The organism is uncultured Microbacterium sp. (assembly GCF_900078385.1).
In the GTDB taxonomy this organism is placed as follows: domain Bacteria; phylum Actinomycetota; class Actinomycetes; order Actinomycetales; family Microbacteriaceae; genus Microbacterium.
The window spans coordinates 122,815-141,630 of sequence record NZ_FLQR01000001.1; the positions used below are offsets into that span (position 1 = coordinate 122,815).

General features: G+C 64.7%; 12 protein-coding genes. 8 read left to right on the top strand and 4 right to left on the bottom strand.

Features of this window, described 5'->3' with window-relative positions; all coding sequences use genetic code 11:
• Positions 1 to 60 precede the first annotated feature (60 nt).
• From QZL85_RS00630 to QZL85_RS00640, 3 genes are all read left to right on the top strand, one after another.
• Complete coding sequence (locus tag QZL85_RS00630) at positions 61 to 1,131, top strand: hypothetical protein (protein ID WP_295572356.1); 1,071 nt, start codon at positions 61 to 63, stop codon at positions 1,129 to 1,131.
• Between the two features lie 115 nt (positions 1,132 to 1,246).
• The gene (locus QZL85_RS00635) at positions 1,247 to 4,738 is read left to right on the top strand and encodes an SIR2 family protein (protein ID WP_295572359.1); all 3,492 of its coding nucleotides are present in this window, start codon (positions 1,247 to 1,249) and stop codon (positions 4,736 to 4,738) included.
• Between the two features lie 789 nt (positions 4,739 to 5,527).
• Positions 5,528 to 8,269: an AAA family ATPase gene (locus QZL85_RS00640; protein WP_295572362.1), complete on the top strand. Its 2,742-nt coding sequence runs from the start codon at positions 5,528 to 5,530 to the stop codon at positions 8,267 to 8,269.
• A gap of 214 nt (positions 8,270 to 8,483) precedes the next feature.
• Here QZL85_RS00640 and QZL85_RS00645 read toward each other — a convergent pair whose 3' ends face one another.
• The 4 genes from QZL85_RS00645 to QZL85_RS00660 all read right to left on the bottom strand — a co-directional run bounded on the left by QZL85_RS00645 (position 8,484) and on the right by QZL85_RS00660 (position 13,530).
• Complete coding sequence (locus tag QZL85_RS00645) at positions 8,484 to 9,746, bottom strand: hypothetical protein (protein ID WP_295572365.1); 1,263 nt, start codon at positions 9,744 to 9,746, stop codon at positions 8,484 to 8,486.
• Entirely contained in the window at positions 9,743 to 11,944 is a 2,202-nt protein-coding gene (locus QZL85_RS00650; RefSeq protein ID WP_295572368.1) for a sensor histidine kinase, read from the bottom strand. Before QZL85_RS00650 ends, QZL85_RS00645 begins: the two co-directional genes overlap by 4 nt.
• Complete coding sequence (locus QZL85_RS00655; protein WP_295572371.1) at positions 11,941 to 13,077, bottom strand: hypothetical protein; 1,137 nt, start codon at positions 13,075 to 13,077, stop codon at positions 11,941 to 11,943. Before QZL85_RS00655 ends, QZL85_RS00650 begins: the two co-directional genes overlap by 4 nt.
• A gap of 273 nt (positions 13,078 to 13,350) precedes the next feature.
• Complete coding sequence (locus tag QZL85_RS00660) at positions 13,351 to 13,530, bottom strand: helix-turn-helix domain-containing protein (RefSeq protein ID WP_295572374.1); 180 nt, start codon at positions 13,528 to 13,530, stop codon at positions 13,351 to 13,353.
• A 115-nt stretch (positions 13,531 to 13,645) separates the two neighbouring features.
• Between QZL85_RS00660 and QZL85_RS00665 the strand changes: the two genes are divergently transcribed.
• The 5 genes from QZL85_RS00665 (at position 13,646) to QZL85_RS00685 (ending at position 18,805) form a co-directional block, all read left to right on the top strand.
• A complete protein-coding gene (locus QZL85_RS00665) occupies positions 13,646 to 14,257 on the top strand; it encodes a hypothetical protein (protein WP_295572377.1) in 612 nt (203 codons plus the stop codon).
• Positions 14,258 to 14,678: 421 nt separating this feature from the next.
• Positions 14,679 to 15,767, top strand: coding sequence for an alpha/beta fold hydrolase (locus tag QZL85_RS00670; RefSeq protein WP_295572379.1), 1,089 nt, complete (start codon positions 14,679 to 14,681; stop codon positions 15,765 to 15,767).
• 122 nt (positions 15,768 to 15,889) lie between these two features.
• Positions 15,890 to 16,735, top strand: a complete 846-nt coding sequence (locus QZL85_RS00675) for a class I SAM-dependent methyltransferase (protein WP_295572382.1) — start codon at positions 15,890 to 15,892, stop codon at positions 16,733 to 16,735.
• Positions 16,736 to 16,746: 11 nt separating this feature from the next.
• Entirely contained in the window at positions 16,747 to 16,878 is a 132-nt protein-coding gene (locus QZL85_RS00680) for a hypothetical protein (RefSeq protein WP_295572385.1), read from the top strand.
• Between the two features lie 157 nt (positions 16,879 to 17,035).
• Positions 17,036 to 18,805 (top strand): hypothetical protein, encoded by a 1,770-nt coding sequence (locus QZL85_RS00685; RefSeq protein ID WP_295572387.1) that lies wholly within the window; start codon positions 17,036 to 17,038, stop codon positions 18,803 to 18,805.
• Positions 18,806 to 18,816 lie beyond the last annotated feature (11 nt).

Genomic DNA, 18,816 nt, shown 5'->3' on the forward strand with positions numbered 1-18,816 from the left:
GCGACATGCGGTACAAACCGAGATTGCTGAGCTCCAGATCCGGGCCGCTAGTTTGAACTCATGACGACCTCACGTAGCACTCTTCGGCTGACCAGGGACGAGCTCGGTCCCCTGCGCGCAACGATGCGCGACATCCAGCTCGCCGTGGCAGCCTACTACGAACTCACGGCCAAGAGCGGCGACGTTGACGAGCTCGGATCACCGGTGCGGGCGTTCCTGACGAGCGTGCAGCAGCTCAATGAATCGCTCTCTAGGCGCGTCGCGGACTCCGCGACCTACGAGGCGTTGATCACGCAATACGGCACCGCGGGGCTCATCGACGCCGCCAAGTACGCCCGAAATGTCGTCGAGCACGTGCTTCACGTCGTGAGACCTGATGACGACACAAGCCTGATCGGTGGGATGCACGGGCTGCGGACATACGCGCAGTGGGCCCATATCCCCACAGACGTGGACGCGAAGCTCCACAAGGGAACGCGCGCCCTGCGACCGTCCTATGTCGCGACGGTCGAGGGGCGGGAGATCGTCGCGGTGATGCTCGACATCCTGCACGCCTTCTGGAGCATCGCGCCCGACATAGTTCACCGTGACCAGCTGGGTGAGTGGACGGGGTTCCCTCTCCGCAACCAGCCGGGAGTGGGGGCGCGCCTGCACGCCGAAGAGCCAACGGATTTCGCCGCGGCCGAGGAATGGCTGAACTCGCGCCGACCGAACGGTACGACTCGCCTCGCCTGCGGTCAGCTGACACTCGACGGCGCCCCGCTCGTCTACGGCTTCACCTTCGTCGGGCAGTACAGCTTCTCGCCGTTTGTGGAGAGTGCGGCGCAGGTGGCACGAGACGTCGCCTCCGGTGCGCGCTATGTTCGCGGTGACGTGAACTCTCGGCTTGAGGACCGCACTCAGGAGTTTCGCCACGGGGTTCAGGGGGCGGTTTATCTTGCCTCCGCAGATCTTGATGAGTGGACTGAGGAACTGACGGAAATCGAGTCGAGCGAGGACTGGTGCGCGTTTCTCGATGAGGAGGCCTGGATGCGGGTGGCCAGCCCCGAGCGCGGGGTCTATCCGCCGGAGTTCCGCTACCCGATCCGTCGCGCGAGACGGTTGAACGCATTCGTGGCCACTCGCGACTAGAGGCCCCATCGTCTCGTCGCCGGGCGCGATGTGACCGGACGACGCATTCCGTGCGGGGAATGTCGAGACTCAACACGACCGTGGTCAAATCCAGAGGCATACAGAAGGGGTTGGCGTGACTCGACCAGAATGGACCTCCCACGGCGTTACGCTGCCCCGCGTCATCGAGGACGCGTTCACCGCGAACAAGCTCGTGTTCTTCTGCGGGGCCGGCGTCTCATCCGCACCGCCCTCCGAACTCCCCGGCTTCCGAGGGCTCGCCCGACACGTCGCGACCGCACTGGGGCATCCCGACCTGGTCCCCGAGGACAAGAACATTCCCGTCCAGTTCGACGTCGTCATGGGCAAGCTCAACGAGATCAGCGGCGACATCCACAGCCGCGTGAGCTCGCGGCTCAAGGTTGCCGTGACGCCAAACGACTACCACCGCGACATTTGGCAGATCGCGACAGCGCAGGGCAACACGCCCAGGCTCGTCACCACCAACTTTGACCTCCTCTTCGAGGCCGCCGCGGCCGAGCTCTCCATCCCCACGACCCCCTACGTCGCGCCCACACTGCCGCTGGGCGACGACTTCTCTGGCCTCGTGCACCTGCACGGCGTCGTCGACCCACCGCCCGCGACCCGCATGGTACTGACCGACCAGGACTTCGGACGCGCCTACATCACTGAAGGCTGGGCAACCCAGTTCCTCACCCGAATGTTCGCGCGCTACACGATCGTCCTCATCGGCTACAGCGCCGAGGACTCCATCGTCCAATACCTCAACAGGGCGCTCCCGCCCGGCACGCGACGGCTGGCCTTCGACAAGAGCACGTCCGACCGTGAGCTCTGGGACCGACTGGACATCACACCGATACCGTTCCCATCTACGCCGGACGACCAATACGGCGCCCTCGCGGCGTTCCTCCAGAGCTGGCGCCAACGGGTCACCGCCGACGCCGCGGAACGCTTCGACGCGGTGGGGCGGTTCGTGGAGGCCGGCGTCGAGGCAGCGGAAGCCGACACGGACGCAGCCAGATGGATACTGTCTGATCCCGAGCTCGCCCGCCACTTCCGAACGCATGCCGCCGCCACCGAGTGGCTCCGAGCGCTGGACGGCATTGGAGTGCTCGACAAAGCCTTCTCTGATGAGGTCGACCCATCACTGGAGACTAAGGAGTGGGCCCAGTGGATCCGCTCATCCATCGACGACGACGATGGCGCGACCCTCCTCGCGGTGCTCGCCGCCCACGAGGGCCGGATGCACGAGCACCTGTGGTTTCAGATCTGGCACAAGCTCTACGGCGACTTCAACGGAACACAAGCCCACCGGAAGCTCGTCTTCGTGCTCGCTGCCGCAGACCTCGGACGTGATGACGGCCGGCTGTCAGCACTTGTGCCGCGCATCGTCGAGAACAACCCGGAGACAGCCGAGCGCCTCCTCGTCCACCTTCTTGAACCGACCCTCCGAATGAAGGTCGCGAGCGGCTGGGGGCTCTGGGCTGACTCGCTCGAGACGCGGCTGCGGCTCCGGTGGAGGACCTCGCTCCTCAAGGACGCGTGGCCGCGACTGATGCCCGCGCTGAAGGATCGTGGCCACCTCCTAACCGCCATCCTCAATCTCATCCGTACCGTCGAGACAACCGACGCGTTCTTCACTGGTCGCGAACGACCCGAGGCGATCTCGGTGCGACGGCAGCAAGTCGAGGATGCTGGCCGCTCCCTGCGCGACGACGCCTACATCCTCGTGGTCGACATGGGCCGCGATCTGCTCCGGGAGGCGGTGCAGAACCACGGCACCACCGAGGCCCTGCGGCTCCTCGACGATCAGTCGGAGATGAATCGCCGGCTCGCTATCGACGCACTCGCCGAGGCGCGCAGCTCAGAAGGCGAGGCTCTGCTGAGTTTGCTGATCCAACGGGGTCTGCCGTTCGACTTCCGTGGCCGCTCCGAGGTATTCCGTCTCATCAAGTTCGCATACCCCAACTCGGGCGACGTTGCCAAGGCGGCCTTCGTCGAGTACATCCAGGCCGCGAGCGGGGTGCCCGAAGACGACGAGATCACCGTCTACGCGCGCTACAACGTCCTCGTGTGGCTCAACAGCGTCGCCCCGGACGATGAGCAGGTGCGCAACCTCCGGACTGAGTACGAGCGGGAACAGGGGTTCGAGCCCGACCCGGCTCCGAATCTCACCGCCGGATTCAGACTCAGCGACCCCGAGCCGTCGAAAGAGGCGGAGGGAATCTTTGTTGAACTTGACCCCGATGCTCTGGTCGCTGCACTCGCAGATTCGGACGAGCTCAGTGATGAGTACTCGAATGGACGGGTGCTCCGCGAACTCGGTGCGTATCTCGAGAAGTGGCCGAGCCGTCACCTTGATGTCCTAGATGCCATGGTCGCCGCCGGGTTAGAGAACGATGCGGCCTGGCGGACCGTGATCCAGGATCTCGTTCGCCGGGACGCGTGGATTGCTGGCGAGATTCTTGAGCGCATGCACGCGAAGGCGGAGAATCCCCAGCTCGTAGCCGCACGGATCGTGTTCGCGACCGCGTACCCCGACAATCAGCTGGGCGGCCCGCTTACCAACCCGGTCGAGAGGGCGCGCCTTCTCCTCGGTCTGTGGATGCTGTGCACGCATGAGCACTCGCATGCGCCGTCGACGAACCCTGCCGAGGCCCGAAGCTCGGATCGCGGTTCGCTGGCTCACCACTACACGGAGACTCTGCTCCGCGCGGCTGATCAAGACGGCGACGAGGCGAGACTCACGGACGAGGGCACGGCGGGCCTTCTCCTGCTCCTCAATGGGCAGGTTGACAACCCAGCGGATCCGAGCCCAATGATGGTGGCCGAGTACGCGCCGCACATCGCGTACCGCGCGCCGGAGTGGTTCGAGGAACATCTTGCGCCCCGACTCGCTGTTCTTGACCACACGCCGCAGGCGTTGACGCTGTGGGCAGGTCTGCTGGTACGAGGGCTCAGGTCGGGGTCGATGCGCCAGCGATTCCGAGAACAGATCCGCGTTGGCTGGGGGCAGGTCGCCGCATCGCTTCCTTCGCTAGTCGAGTACTACCTACAGACCCATGCGGTGTGTTTCGCCTTTGATTCGAGTCCGGAAGACTCCGAGTGGCCCGATGCCTTCCTGACGCACGCGGAGCCCAACATCAGAGCCCGGTGGATTCGCGCTGTCGCGCACTACTTCGATCGAAGCGACGCGACCTTTCAGGACCTCCTGTTCGGTCATTGGCAACACCGAATCGACGGGCAACCGGCTATCGCGCCAGATGAGCAACGGGCTCTATTGCGCTGGTTGACCCTCCCCAACATCGACGTTGAGCGAGCGGCTCAACTTTTCACGGGCGGTCCTACGGTCGCCGTCGACGAGGACGTACTCCATGACTACTACGACCTAGAGGACTTCCCGCACGACTACTATCCGGCCGATTATCTGCGAGTCGCTAATCACCTGATGCAGGGCACCCGATTCCCACCGCCCTTCGCTGCTCAGCTCGTTGACGTCTCCCGCGCCGTCGCAGGCAGCAACCCCAGCCTCGCTCGCGCCGCGCTGAACACAGTTCTGAGCCTGGGCTATTCGCCGGCACGAGCCGTGTTGCGAGAGCTCGGCTAGATGAGCTAGACGGAGCGCATCGTCGGGTCGTGCAATCGACCCGCAGCGCGCTGTCGTCGTGGAGCATCCACGGCCGACGCCATCGACAAGCTCGCCGCCCGCCGTCGGCGTCACGAGTCTCGGACAACGCGAGCAATGGTGTGAGGACTGTATCCAAAGCCACGACCGATGGACGCAGCAGACTCGCCCGCCGGGTTGGCCTCGCGAGCACGCGCGACGTCGATCTTCGTCATGCCGCGGCCGCGGCCGCTGCAGATGCCCGCCCGGGTGGGTGCTCATGGGAAGTACGTCCCGACAGTGGAGGGGCAGGAGGCGTTCACCGGCCGAGCCGTAAGCGCGTTGCACGAGCATCTTGGGTTTCTGGCGAGGGCTGCGAATACCACACCGTGACTCACTCCGCAGAGCTCGCGTCCTCCACCTGGCAGGTCCGTCTCGACTGCCGCCTCGGGTTCGCGAGGTCATCGGCACCGGGCTGGTGACGACGAGCCTGCAAGCCGGTAGGCAATTGTCCTGCGCCGTATCGTTGCCGAACCTCCCGAGCCGTTTCCTCGCTCACCGAACTCGATTCGCGGTAGACCGGTACGTGACGATGCGCGATAGAGGACACCTCCCCTGGCAAGCACGGGCACGATGACCGATCATCCCCTTGGAACACCGCGAGGCGAAGAACATAAGCGATGCACGCAGGCACCAATGGTGGGCGACACCCTTTGAAACCGCTTGGCTACAGATACCTGCAACGCAGAAAAATCCCTGGATAACCGCGAAAACCTGACCTACCCTGGCGTCATGCGGGGAGGCTTGGAGCGATGGAAGAGGGGTGTTGAATCCCGCGGGGTTCGGCACGCGATCTCGTACGCTCTCGAGGGCACGTGCGACGCCCACCTGCCCTACTCGACGGGCACCGAAGCGCTCGGGGCGTATGGCGCAGCATCCGATTCAACCGTCTCTCGGTTCATCGTCGACAACGGCGTCATCACGACAGACCAACTCACGGCCGGCGGCCTTCGTGTCTGGCTCACTGGGCACGACCCGGTCACGGGGGAGGAGCGAGGCCACCAGCGGTTGAGCCCTGACGCGGACTTGGTGCTCGACGCCACGCTTAACCACCCGAAGTCCTACAGCATCGCGGCGTTGCTGCATCCCGAGCTCGCTGCCGAGTTCGAGGCGCTGCAAGACCGGCTGCGGGAGCGCATCCTGCTCACCTGGCATACCGAGCTCAACGCGCGACGCGGGCACGGTGGGCTCCTCCGCGAGGAGATCACGCGCATCGAGGTCGTCGAGCTGCAGCACCGCCGGTCCCGGGCGCTCGACCCGCACATCCACCGACACCTCTGGCTGAACATCAAAGTGCTCGGCGCGGACGGCAAGTGGTCGAACCTCGACTCCCGCGTCGCGATGAAGCTACACACGGTCATCAACGCCGAAGGCGAGCTCGCGGCCCGTACAGACCCCGCGTGGATCGCCGCCCTTGCGCGCCATGGGTACAGAATCGACGGCGCGGGGGAAATCGGCGAACTCGCCAGCGCCGTCCGCCCGCTCTCCCGCCGGTCGTCGCAGATCGAGACGAACCGGGCGCGTCTGATAGCGGAGTGGTCGGCTGTGCACGGGGGATCGGCGCCGAGCGTCGAAGTGCTCCATCAGATCGACCGGCGCGCCTGGGCGGTGGCGCGACCGAACAAGCCGACCGACCTCGACGAGGTGTCGTGGGAGTCGCGCGTCCGCGACGAGATCGCGGCGATCGATCCGAGCTTGATCACGGCGCGTGCGCCGATCGCCGTCGCCGCGACAGACCTGCCTGCCCTCGATCTCGATCTGCTCGCTGCAGCGGCGATCGTGGATGCGGACGAACGATCCACATCATGTGGCGGGCGATTCAGCACCTTTGACATCCGCGCCGGCGCGACGCGCGCGCTCTCACGCACCGGCATCGTTGAGCCACGTGATCAGCTCGACAGTGTGATTGCCGAGATCACAGCGCGCGCCGCGAGGGCCGTGTATCGGCTCGTTGCAGAGGTTCCGCCCGCGCACGTTAAGGCCTTCATGGCCACCGAGACGGTGCGGGCCAAGGTGCGTCTCGACGGACGCCTTGACGTGCTCGCCCAGCCGGGCCGCTCGCTCCTGCCGAACGAGTTGCATCGTTTCGCGCCGAACGAGGACAACTCAACACTCGATACTTCGCAGCGCGTTGCGGCGTGCGCGATCGCAGGGACCGACGGGCTCGTCACGGTCACCGGCCCTGCTGGCACGGGCAAAACGACGATGATGCGTGCTGCGTTCGCCGCGCTCGGGGCGCAACGGCGGCGGATGCTCGTCGTCGCGCCGACCCGGAAAGCGGCGTCGGTGGCGTCTCGCGAGGTCGGGGCTGCGGCATCCAGCATTCATGCACTGCTCGCCGACCACGGCTACCGGTGGGGTGCCGATCAGGCCGGCGCGAAGGTGTGGACACGACTACGCGTGGGGGAGATCGATCCCAGCACGGGTATCACGTATGGCGGGCCAGCGCAGTACGTGTTCCGTGCTCGCGATCGAATCGTGGTCGATGAAGCCGGCATGGTCGATCTGCAGACGGCGAACGTCCTCGTCGAGCTCGCGATCGAGCAGGGGGGAGGGGTCGCGTTCGTCGGGGACCCGTACCAGGCGATGCCGGTGGGGCACTCCGGTGCGATGGGTTCGGCGATTCGGCACGCGAACGCCGCGGTTGAGCTTGATACGGTGCACCGGTTCCGCGATCCCGAGTACGCGGCGCTCACTCTCCGGTTGCGAGACGCGCGCGACCGTGAGGGCGCGTTCGCGGTCGCCGGCGAGCTGGCGGAGCGCGGGCATGTCGAGCGAGTTGCTCATCATGATGCAGCCCGTGAGCGGATGGTCGGCGCCTACTTGGAGTGGCACGCGCGTGGCAAGCGGGTGACGTTGGTGTCCGCTACCAACGCTGAGGCTGATGCCATCAACGACGCGATCCAGCAGAGGCGAGTCGATCACGGCGAGCTGGATCCCGGCGTCGTCGCGTGGGGGATGGGGGAGCAGCGCATCCTCGTCGGCGACACGGTCCAGACTCGCCGCAACGACCGGCTCACGGGCGTCGAGAATCGTGCGCAGTGGATCGTGCGCGGCATCGGCGAGGAGTTCGTCGATCTTGTGTCAGTTGGCGACAGCGGCGAGTTGCGGCGAGTGTCTGCCGAGTATGCGCGGGAGCATCTGCAGCTCGCGTACGCGTCGACGGTGCATGGCGTGCAGGGCGACACCGCCGATGCGGCCGTGGTCGGGCCGGATGTGGACGCGGCGGGACTGTACGTGGGCCTCACCCGCGGGCGGGTGCACAACCTCGCGATCGTGGTCGCGCGGACGGATATCGACGCCCGCGAGCATCTCGTCGAGTCGATGCAGCGCGGCACACCGGAGTTGACGATGCAGGATGCCGTGCGCGCGGCTCAGGCGGAGTTGCGGCGCGCGGCGCGCGGCGCGTACAGGTGGCCAGTAGCCGGGTCAGTAGGTCGGGCGCCTGAATCTGGTCGCGGCCTAAGCCTTTAGTCCACTGGCGCGCGCTCACCGCGAATAGAGGTCGAGGTCGGCCATCGTTGACCCGCGACTAGCGCCTACATCTTCTACCCTCCGACCGTTCCCCGCGGATGGGCCCGCGGAGCCCGGTGGCCGAGTGCGCGCGGCACCCTAATCGCTTCTCGTGGCGATTGGGGAGGGCCAGCACGGATCGTCCGCTGTACCGCAGTTCACGTCTGCCTACTCGTCACTCCGCCTCAGCGACCGCAGCGGCATACAGGTCCGCTGGGAGCCGAGGCATGCCTTTGCGTATAGCCACCGAGGCGAAACTCTGTTGCAGGAAGCTCGAGTAGGGAGGTAGGAGTCTGCCAATCCTCTTGTGGCCGGGCCAGATGACGAACTCGTCGGGCGTCTTCGTTGGCGTGACAGCCTCGGATGTCCACTCGTTGACCGCAATATCGTACTCGGCGCAGTCTTCTGTCAGAAGATTTACGGTCAGGAACAGGTCGCGTGACCTCGACAACTTCCACGCCTCTGCCGCTCGATTCTTCGACTGCTTCGACGCCCGAGGATTACGAACTGCTGTCAGCGTCGTGAAGCGCCAGGTCTTGTCTCTAAGCGTCAGGTCGCACTCGGGAGTCAGAAGGATGCGAATCCGTTCGAAGGGCTCCGATGCTCCATCGACCACAAACAAATCGCCCGTGCTCGCCTCAGACGTAGCCAAAGAGCTGTCGGGCACCACAGCGCTGTAGTGCAAGACTCGGCGAAGCGAGCTCGCGTCGTCGAGCGCACCGTCAGGAGCCACATCGCCGAGTATCACCTTGAGCGGCCCGATTCGGTTCAATACGTTTGCCGCGATGAGGTCGCGCATCATGACCGGAAGCTCCGCGTCATCAGCTGCCGCGGCTCGTTGAATAGACGCCACCCAATCGTGTTGCGCTCGTGAGAACTGGTGAAAGACATTGATTTCGGCATCAACGTAAGCGGTGCGCCACGCGTTAAGGACTGTGAGGGCCGGCCGGGAGGAAACCCAGCTGCCGATGGTTTCGAAGAGGTCAGGTTTCAGCTCACTCTTGCTGAATACATGCACCCGCTCGTTGTAAACCGGAAAGTCCGTCTCGAGGCCTTCGCGCAAGGAGGTCCTTACCTCGTCGAGTGACTCGTTCGTAGCAATGAATACTGGTAGTGCAGTTTGCTCGAGGAGCGCAGCAATGAAGGCGATGTTTCGGTCGATGATCTCTCGGGAGAGAGTAGACGGGACCGGCACTCCGGCCGGAATTTCAATCTCGGACTCATCATCGACGTCGGTCAGTGCCCAGTCCATCACGATCAGCGCGAACTGCTTCCAATGAACCAGCGACTCCGGCGGGGGCAGTCTCTTCAGCTTCACTGTAGGGATCGCCTCGTCGTCGAGCTGCTTCAGCAGGTCGTCGATATCGCTCTCCTGTCCGATGCGATCGTCAATCACAACTGCAGCGCCGCGTACAACATCCATGGCGGTTGCGGTCATTCTGAGCCCCTCAATCTGAAGGTGGCTGGGACACGACCGCGCTGATCGACTTCGACCTCCTCGACCAATTCCAAACTAAGTCCATCGCGAGCGGCCACCTGACGAGCGATGTACAGCCCTAAGCCGCGCCCTTCGTCGCCCTTTGCGGAAAAGAAGGGCTCAAAGACATAGGGCATATCAAGCGCGGCTATTCCAGGGCCGTTATCCCTGAAAATCACCTCCCTTTGTTTCGAGTCGATAGTCACCGTGATGCGAGGCTCCGCCACATCGGCGACCCTCAGCCAATAGACCGCATTGTCCGTGAGATTCAGGAACACTTGGAGCAACGTCGGCTCGTGGGCGACATAATCAAGATTCTCGTCGCCGCTTATCTCGAAGTCGATTCCGGCTTCAGCCAAAGTCCGAGAATAAATCGACCTAATCTTCTTCACGTACTGAGCGACACTGAGAGCCTTGGGGCGCTTGCGGCTCGATACGAATAGACCCTGTACGTCCTGGAGGCGTGAAACCACAAAAGACAAGGTCTCTGATAACGCTTTGGCACGGACCGTGAGATCATGCCCTAGTCCCAGCTCGCCGCCCAATTGCTGGACCAGCAGAAGCCCGTCCTTGTAGGCTTGATTCGACGCAGCAATGACGTCGTGCGACGCCGTTTCGACCGAGAGGCCGACGCCAGCAAGGTCCTCAGACTGCTCGACGCGTGCCTGCATAAACTCCCGCTCTATCGAGTAGGCGGCAATGAAATTGTCCAGGGCGCGCTTGGCTGAGGGAGCGTCTTGAACGCTTATTCGCACTTCTTCGAGGCGTTGCTCGAGGGCGTCGATGGAACGGCGCTTTTTTGCGTCAGATCTCTGGCGCGACTCCTGCAGATAGCGGCTAAAGTCACCTTTCCGCAAGTAGTTGATGAGTAGTTGCAGCAAGTGAAGAAAATCTCTGTAGGCGCCGCCCGAATCAATCAGGCCCTCGCGATTGGTCTTGTCGCGTAGCTCAGGATTGTCCTCCTGAGAGATATAGACAAAGCCAATAGTCTGGTCGTTACCCAGAACCCGGTTGGCCCCCATTGTCCCTCGAATGGTGTCAAGTTGCAGCCAATCGTCGTCGGGATCGCCATATGGAAGCACGCGAACGCCGTCGCGATATAGGTATATCCGATGGTTCTTGATCAGGTCCTTATCAACCGGATTCAGTTGGTATTCCGCCTCGGCGCTCGGACGCAGATCGAACACCATCAGCTCAAAGGAAAAATCACCAGAGGTGAATAGATGAGGTTCTCGTTCCTTCGAGACGCGTCGGTATAGCTCTAGCCCCCGAATCTCATCAGAACCCAACTCGAGAACGCGGTCTTGCTCGTTTACCGTCAGGACGAAGGAATTGGAAGCCGAGCGGTAATCTCCGACTACCTTGAGCACGGCATGCTGAGCGATGTTCTCAAGCAACTCGTCCGGATCCTTGAGCGAAGGTGGTCGCTCGCCGTTGACGAAGTACTCGATCAAGAACTCGCGCTGATCGACACCCGCATCGCCCGTAAGGAGCTGCCGCAGCGGCCTGAGGCGAAGTAGGTCTTGGTGAAGGTTCTCAAGGCTCGACCAAGACCAAGTACTGCGAAGTGCCCGGATGATCAGCTCCGTCCCATGCGGACCGATCGTCGACACTTCAGTAAAGCGTGTGGGCTCATGGACCGTCACAGGCACACGCAGCTCGTCCAAATAGGTGAGCTCCTGAGAAGCCTCCGGCGTCGCTCCGCCGTCGAGGAACCCGATGTCAAGGTTCGTTGAAACCTCGAGGTCTTCGCCCTCGGCGCGGGTTCTGAGCTCTACTGAGGACCCCAGTTTGAACATTGCAAATCTGCCAATGCCCTTCTCCCCTTGAATGACGCGTCCGCCGACTGTCTTGGACTCTCCCTTGCGCTTCTTCTCCGCCTTAATGTTTGTGGCAGGGTTTAGCCAGTGTTCGCGCACGATATCCGCGGACATGCCGATTCCGTTGTCAATGACGGTTATAGACGAATCAGCGAGCGTTTCGAGGTTCGGGCCGAAGCCGTCCAGCCTTATCTGCACTCGAGTCGCATCTGCGTCGTAGCTGTTCTTTACCAACTCAGTTAGCGCGATTCGGTCGTTCTTGATGAGCTGCTCGCCGAGCATCGTGAGAAGTCGGGCATATGGGCGCAGCCGAACTAAAGTCGTCGACTCGGCGGTCACGACGCAACCTTCACGGCGGTGATGATGTATTCGCTCTTCATCCGCTTGGACAGCTGGTTCCCGGCCTTTACTACGGGCAAGTACCGAAGCGTTGCGGGTATCTCGCGAGTTTGAACCGAGTTGACTTCTAGGCCTTTATCAGCCAGCGCCATCGTGACGATGTCGCCCGTGGGGATGCGGTTGCCTCTCAGGACCGAGTCGGCGACGACCACCACGACTCGGCCCCGCTCAACCAGGCAGTGGTGGACGTTGTTCGCCAGCTCCAGCATGTCGTGTGCGTACCTGAGGACTAACCGATGAGTCCCGTTATCGAGGTGGTTCAGCCCTTTGAAGGCGCGGGCGACTAGAGCCTCATGCGGCTCTGTGGGGGCCTCCCTGCGAGCTGCCTCCGAACCGATCGAGATGTTGCGGATACTTCTCAACTCGGAGAGTGTGTGACCCATCCAGATCAGCGCCAGGCGGTGACCGCGCAGGTAGTCGATGGCATTCAGGTAAGGAGGCGAGGTCACCACCAGGTCGTACGTGTCGGGGGCGAAGAGCGCCTTGTTTCGCGCGTCGCCGCGTTCGATGCGCGCTGAGCCCGTGAGCCGCCTGGTTCCAAGTGTCGTTGACATCGCGGCAACCGACGCCGTGAATCCTTGGTACACATCGAACTTCGAGTCGTCGAGGACTCGATGTGGTCTGCTATGTGCGGTGTCCGCCGCTAGGGAGGCCCGGGGTGACTTCGTGATGATCAGCCGACTTAGGCCAACGTGCAGGACATCGCGCTCCGGGCTGTCGTCAAGTTCATTTAAAGCTCGCGATAACCGAACGAGCTGAGTCCGCTGCGTGTGCCCAAACCAGTAGCGCGCGAACTCCCTGGTCTCGCTGTCGGACCAGTGGGCATCGGTCGCTCGAGCCCGTCTAGCTTTTTCCAAGCACTCATCAGCAAGTCCGGCTAATGCGCTCGAATCCACGGGTTGAGTTGCAACTCTGGCCATGAGGACGGCGAGTGGGTCAAGGTCGTAGCCTGTGACCTGGTGTCCGTGAGTGACGCCTAGACTCAGCACTGTCCCGGACCCGCACATTGGGTCCAGCACCCGCATCGGACGTGCCGATTCACCGACGACAGCGAGCGCCACTTCCGGTGCCATACGTGCTGGGAACGGGTGAATGGCGCGAATCAAGACCTGCTCCTGCTCGTCTGGGCTTAGTTGAGCTCAACATTATGCGAAGCGTGAGTGCGGCGGCCTTATTGAGGGGGTGCGTGTGGCGCCGAGGCCGTGGGTTCGTGTGCGGTGTCGTTCGACTGTGACAAGGGCGGATAGCGCAACGAGTCTGGCAACCAGGGTGGCGCCGACTAGGCAAAGCGACGGCGCCCTGCGCCTACGCATCGGGAACCCCAGCGGCGATCCGCTCGGCGCATGTCAGGCATCTACCCCGAATACGCGCAGCAACGGGACGCGGGGGATCATTCGGCGCGGGCCAAGCTGGACTGTGGGGATGGTCCCGCTCTCGATACCGAGCTTGATCGTGCGGTAGTCGACGCCGACGAGTTTGGCGGCATCCTTCATCGTCAGTGCGAGTGAGTTGTCAGTCTTGTTCATGTCCTTCTCCTTTCGGTGAGCAATGCATGTCATCACTTGCCCACACCGTACTCCTGTCCTGAGCAATCCGCGACATGTATTGCTCATCGACCCGAAATCGTGCCAGGCTCATCGCATGAGTGACGTTGACGTGGAGGTGACCGACACCGAGCGGGTCGATGTCGGCGACGGCGTGAGCATCCCCAAGGCGTGGGATGCTGTCGCGATCGGCGAGCCGAACGTCGCGGGAGCCATCCGCCTTCATGTGGTGTTCGACGAGCAGCTGCGGCGCACGGCGGCGGCGTCTGTCCGTCTCGATCGCGTGGGGGAGGGGGACGAGGTGACGGCCGCCGCGCTCCGCGATGTGCGCGTGCAGTACCTCGTCGCGGTCTCGTCGATGCGCGTCGTCACCGTGACGCGCGATGAGGGTGAGCCCGAGTCCTTCAGTCAGTACATCGAGGAAGTGAGATCGCGTACCGATCGCAACTACCAGGAGACGGTGCGCGAGGCGGTGACGCTCTACCGGATAGCGGCGACCGTGAACCTCGCTCCCCTCAAACTCGTCTCGGAGCAGCTCGGTGTGAGCGTCAGCACAGCGACGCGCATGATGGCTCGTGCCCGCGAAGCCGGCCTCGCTGAGGACCTGATCACGCGGGAGACCTACAACCGGATGCGCGCCGACGAAGACGAACTGACGCGCCCGCACCAACTCCCGGGCTCTCCGTCGGGCCCCTCGTTGGGACGCTGACGGCAATCTGGTGCATCTAACGCCACTTCGACACTTTGCTCCGTTTGCATGCGCGCCTGCACGCAAATTGCTCAAAATTGGCGACATGCGCGTAGGCCGAATTCGGATTTGGCCGCATTCCATTTCGGCATGAGTCTGCTGGCGCTCCACGACGGGAAGTTTCTGGCCGCGATTTGGCCGCATTCCATTTCCAACTGGCTGTTTTCGGACGTGGCTGGATGTCGATCCGGCCGCGAAGATCCGCGTAATTACGCGGAATCTGCCGTTTCAAGGCGCTATGCAAAATGCTCAAAACGTGTTCGAGTCCCTCTAGGGGCATTGCCGAGCTAGGGGGTACTGAGGCGACTCCACACGGGCGCGCGAGGTCCCATCATGAACCCGCCCAGGTGTGCCAACCGCGACACGCTCCTACAATGTCCGCGTGGACACGCTCAGAGCGGATGCCGTGCAGGACATCCGCTTCGCGCGCTCGGCGGACGGCGTCGGGATCGCCTACGCCGTGCACGGATCCGGGCCGCCGCTGCTGATCGACGCGTGCTGGCTCAGCCACCTGCAGTTCGACTGGGAGAGCCCGGTCTGGCGGCACTACCTCGTCGAACTCGGCAAGATCGCGACCGTCATCCGCTACGACGAGCGCGGGCACGGGCTCTCCGACCGCGGCGTCACCGACCACAGCCTCGAAGCGCGCCTCGCCGACCTCGAGGCGGTCGTCGAGGACGCCGGGCTCGACCGATTCGCGCTCATGGCGATGGCGCAGGGCGGTCCGGTCGCGATCGAGTACGCCGCCCGGCATCCGGACCGTCTCACCCGGCTCATGTTCTACGGGAGCTATTCGGGAGCTCAGGCAGCCGCGACACCCGAAGAGCTCGAGATGCTCGCGGCGTTCGAGGCGCTGATCAAAGTCGGGTGGGCGCGTCCGACATCCGAGTTCCGGCGCGTCTTCAGCAGCATGATGATCCCGGGCGGCACCGAAGAGCAGATGCGGTGGCTCGACGACCTGCAGGCCCGCGCGTGCGACACCGAGACCGCGGTCATCTCCCGTGCGCAGCGTCAGGTCACCGACTCGACGTGGCGCCTGCCCGAACTGGACCTGCCGACCCTCGTCATCCACAGCCGCGGCGACCAGATGAACGAGTTCCACCACGCCCGGCACCTCGCCGCGAACATCCGCGGCGCGCGCCTCGTCGGGCTCGACAGCAACAACCACGTCGTCCTCGCCGACGAGCCCGCGTGGCCGATGTTCCTCCAGGAGATCGCGGATTTCATCGAGCCCGACAGGCGGGCGACCCCCGAAACCACGACCGACGACATCGCCGGCCTCGTCTCGCCGCGGGAGCTCGACATCCTGCGGCTCGCCGCCGCCGGCCGCGACAACGACACCATCGCTGCCGAACTGTTCCTCTCCGTGCGCACCGTCGAACGGCACCTGCAGAACGCCTACGCGAAGCTCGGGCTGCACGGACGAACCGCCCGCACCGCCGCCGTCGCGCGGCTGCTGTCGCACACGTAACGCGTACGCGTCAGCCGCCAGCATCCGCTCTTCGCGCGGTGATTGTTGCGCGTCGGCGCCGATGTGGCGAAGGATGCCGGATTCCTACCGTGGTCTCACCAACCACGACCTGGAGGAACCAGATGTCAACCTTTACCAGCACCACCCACCCCGTCACCGCGACGGAGGAGGACCGTGCGCTCAAGGCCAAGCACGCCGCGATGTGGGCGAGCGGAAGCTATCCCACCGTCGTCGACGAGGTCGTCCACACGCTCGGCGGCATCCTCGTCGAGGCGGTCGACGTGCAGCCCGGGCAGCGCGTCCTCGACGTCGCGGCCGGCACCGGCACGTCGGCGATCCCGTCGGCGCGACGCGGGGCCGACGTCGTCGCGACGGACCTCACGCCCGAACTCCTCGCCGTCGGCCGCGCCGCCGCGGAGGCGGAGGGCATCGAGCTGGCGTGGCAGACCGCGGATGCCGAAGCGCTGCCGTTCGCGGATGCCGACTTCGACGTCGTCATGTCGAGCATCGGCGTGATGTTCGCGCCGCACCACCAACTGGCCGCCGACGAGCTCGTGCGCGTCACCCGGCCGGGCGGAACGATCGGCGTGCTCAGCTGGACCCCAAACGGGTTCATCGGCCAGCTCTTCGCGACGATGAAGCCGTACGCCCCGCCGGCGCCAGCCGGTGCGTCGCCCGCACCGCTGTGGGGGAGCGTCGAGCACGTGCGGACGCTGTTCGGCGACCGCGTCGACGACTTCGTCGCCCACCAGCAGCAGCTGCGGGTCGACCGGTTCGTGACGGGTGCGGAGTTCCGCGACTTCTTCAAGGCGAACTACGGCCCGACGATCGCGGTCTACAGGTTCCTCGCCGACGACGCGGAGAAGGTCGCTGCGCTGGATGCCGACATGGCGGCGCTGGGCGACCGCTTCCTCGCGGGCGGCGTCATGCCGTGGGAGTACCTCATCGTCACCGCGACGCGGCGGTAGGGAGGCAGATCATGATCCTCGTGATCGTCCTCGCGGTTCTCTCCATGGTCGCGGTGATCGGGTCGATCGTCGGGACAGCGCGGGACTCGAGAGGGCGGATGCCCACCGTCTGGGGATACGACAGTCGGCGGCCGTCGATCTGATTCGCGAACCGCATGCAGGAAGCCCCGCACCACCCGACACCTCGGGAGGTGCGGGGCTCCTTGCGTGGATAGTCCGTTCGCTCCCGACCTCCCTTGACCGCGCCAGACCTCGCCCCTAGTGTCCGGATAGGGGAACGCGACTCATGGGGGAGCCAACATGGCTGCGGACGCGCCGACGACATCGCTGGCCGATGCGATGAAGAAGTTCAGCGAGGCACTGAAAGCCCTCACCGACGCCTGGCCGGGCGAGAAAGAAGACGAGGCGACGGAAACCCCGCCGCCGACCGACCAGGCCGCGACGACACTCGCGTGGGCGCGGAAAAAGTACGACAGCCTCGTCCGCTGGGTGCTGGCATGCTTCAGCGCGATCGGGCTGCTGATCTTCGGCTCCGTGCCGTTCGTCGATCTCACCGCCGTCGACATGAGATGGGTCATCCTCGGCCTCGTTCTGGCGGGTCTCGGTCTGGGCGTCGTCGTCTGGGCGACGACGAGGGCGCTGGAACCCGAAGACGCGAGCCTCGGTGAGATCAAGCAGACGCTGACCAGCACGGTGACGGGCAGTGCGCGGCGTCAACGGTGGCGGCGCACCTTCTATCCGCCGCACAAGCAGGCGCAACGCCTCGCTCAGGTGCTGTCCGGAGACGAGGCCGCGCACTTCGGTCCCGGAATCGGCGGGGGCGACCCGGTCGCGAACACGTCGCGCCTTCTCGACGAGATCGCGGCCGCCGAGACCGCTCTTCTCGCCCTGGAGACGGGATGGCGGCTGGCTCCCAACCCGCCCGATCTGGCAGGAACCTCGACCAATGAGGTGGAGGCGAAGCTCAAGGCCGCGCTCCGCACGGTGATCGCGGCGCTCGCGCCCGAGCACGAGGCCGACGCTGAACGGATCTGGCGCCTGAGTGACGGCCCCTCCCGAACGACGGTCATCAAGGGTCTGCGAGGCCGCGAGCGCAACTTTGCGGTCGCCGCCTGGCACGCGACGGTGGTCGCGTTCGTCACGTCGCTTTTCGCGCCGGACCCAGTCGAGCTGAAGGCCGCCGACGCGTCGCTGAAGGAGGCGATCGAGCATCTCGGCGAGGCGAAGGATGCACTGTCGGCCGGCGCCACGCCGGCTCCGGACGACGTCACCAAGGCGGCAGCTGCGCTGGAGGCGGCGACCGCGGCGTTCGAGGAGGGAGCCCTCCCCGCCCGGGCGGCCGCCCGCCGCGTCAGCGACCAGCGGGCTATCCTGAACAACCGGCTCATGCACCGCGACCTCCTCATCGCGGAGTCCGGGGTGTCGCAGCTGCGCGGGACATTCCGGCTCGTCCGGCGGTGGCTGTTCGTCGGCGCGGTCCTCACGGTCACCGGCGGGATGATCTACGCGTGGGCGGTCGCGAACCCGGCGCCGTCCGGCTTGGGCATGCCGATCACGATCACGATGCCCGACTCGGCCAAGACCGCCGAAGAGCTCGCCTACTGCGGATCGAAAGCGGGCTGGGCCAGCACGTTCGCGGGGACCCTGGTCTCGGTCAACGACGCCGGCGACCCGGACGGCGGGTTCACCGCGTTCGCGGCCAGTGGGCCCTGTGCGGGCAAGATCATCACCGTCCCGAAGGGCGAGAAGCTGACCAGCTTCATCTTCGGGAAGCCGCCGGTCGGAGCGAGTGAGCCTCCCGCCGACCCCGCGCCGCAATCTCCGCAGGCACAGGTACTCGTGACGATCGAGCCCGAAGCCGAGGCGTGGGATGTGGTGGCGGAGGTGTGCGACACGGATGCTCCGCGGAGCCAGCCCATCACGCTCCCCGGATACGTGTCCGTGGGCGAGGGGCCGCTCACGGGGAAGGCGCCGTTCGATGCTGCGGTGATCTGCCAGGCGGGCGCAGGTGCCGGCACGCTCGTCTCGATCAGTCTCGCGGAGGATGAGGGCGCGTTCACCGCGCCATGATCACGCGCCGG

What these genes read in the sequence shown, in the direction of transcription:
- QZL85_RS00640 (WP_295572362.1), top strand. Translation starts at nt 5,528, where the DNA reads ATGCGGGGAGGCTTGGAGCGATGGAAGAGGGGTGTTGAATCCCGCGGG.
- QZL85_RS00660 (WP_295572374.1), bottom strand. Translation starts at nt 13,530, where the DNA reads ATGAACAAGACTGACAACTCACTCGCACTGACGATGAAGGATGCCGCC.
- QZL85_RS00685 (WP_295572387.1), top strand. Translation starts at nt 17,036, where the DNA reads ATGGCTGCGGACGCGCCGACGACATCGCTGGCCGATGCGATGAAGAAG.
- QZL85_RS00655 (WP_295572371.1), bottom strand. Translation starts at nt 13,077, where the DNA reads ATGGCACCGGAAGTGGCGCTCGCTGTCGTCGGTGAATCGGCACGTCCG.
- QZL85_RS00665 (WP_295572377.1), top strand. Translation starts at nt 13,646, where the DNA reads ATGAGTGACGTTGACGTGGAGGTGACCGACACCGAGCGGGTCGATGTC.
- QZL85_RS00630 (WP_295572356.1), top strand. Translation starts at nt 61, where the DNA reads ATGACGACCTCACGTAGCACTCTTCGGCTGACCAGGGACGAGCTCGGT.
- QZL85_RS00675 (WP_295572382.1), top strand. Translation starts at nt 15,890, where the DNA reads ATGTCAACCTTTACCAGCACCACCCACCCCGTCACCGCGACGGAGGAG.
- QZL85_RS00645 (WP_295572365.1), bottom strand. Translation starts at nt 9,746, where the DNA reads ATGACCGCAACCGCCATGGATGTTGTACGCGGCGCTGCAGTTGTGATT.
- QZL85_RS00680 (WP_295572385.1), top strand. Translation starts at nt 16,747, where the DNA reads ATGATCCTCGTGATCGTCCTCGCGGTTCTCTCCATGGTCGCGGTGATC.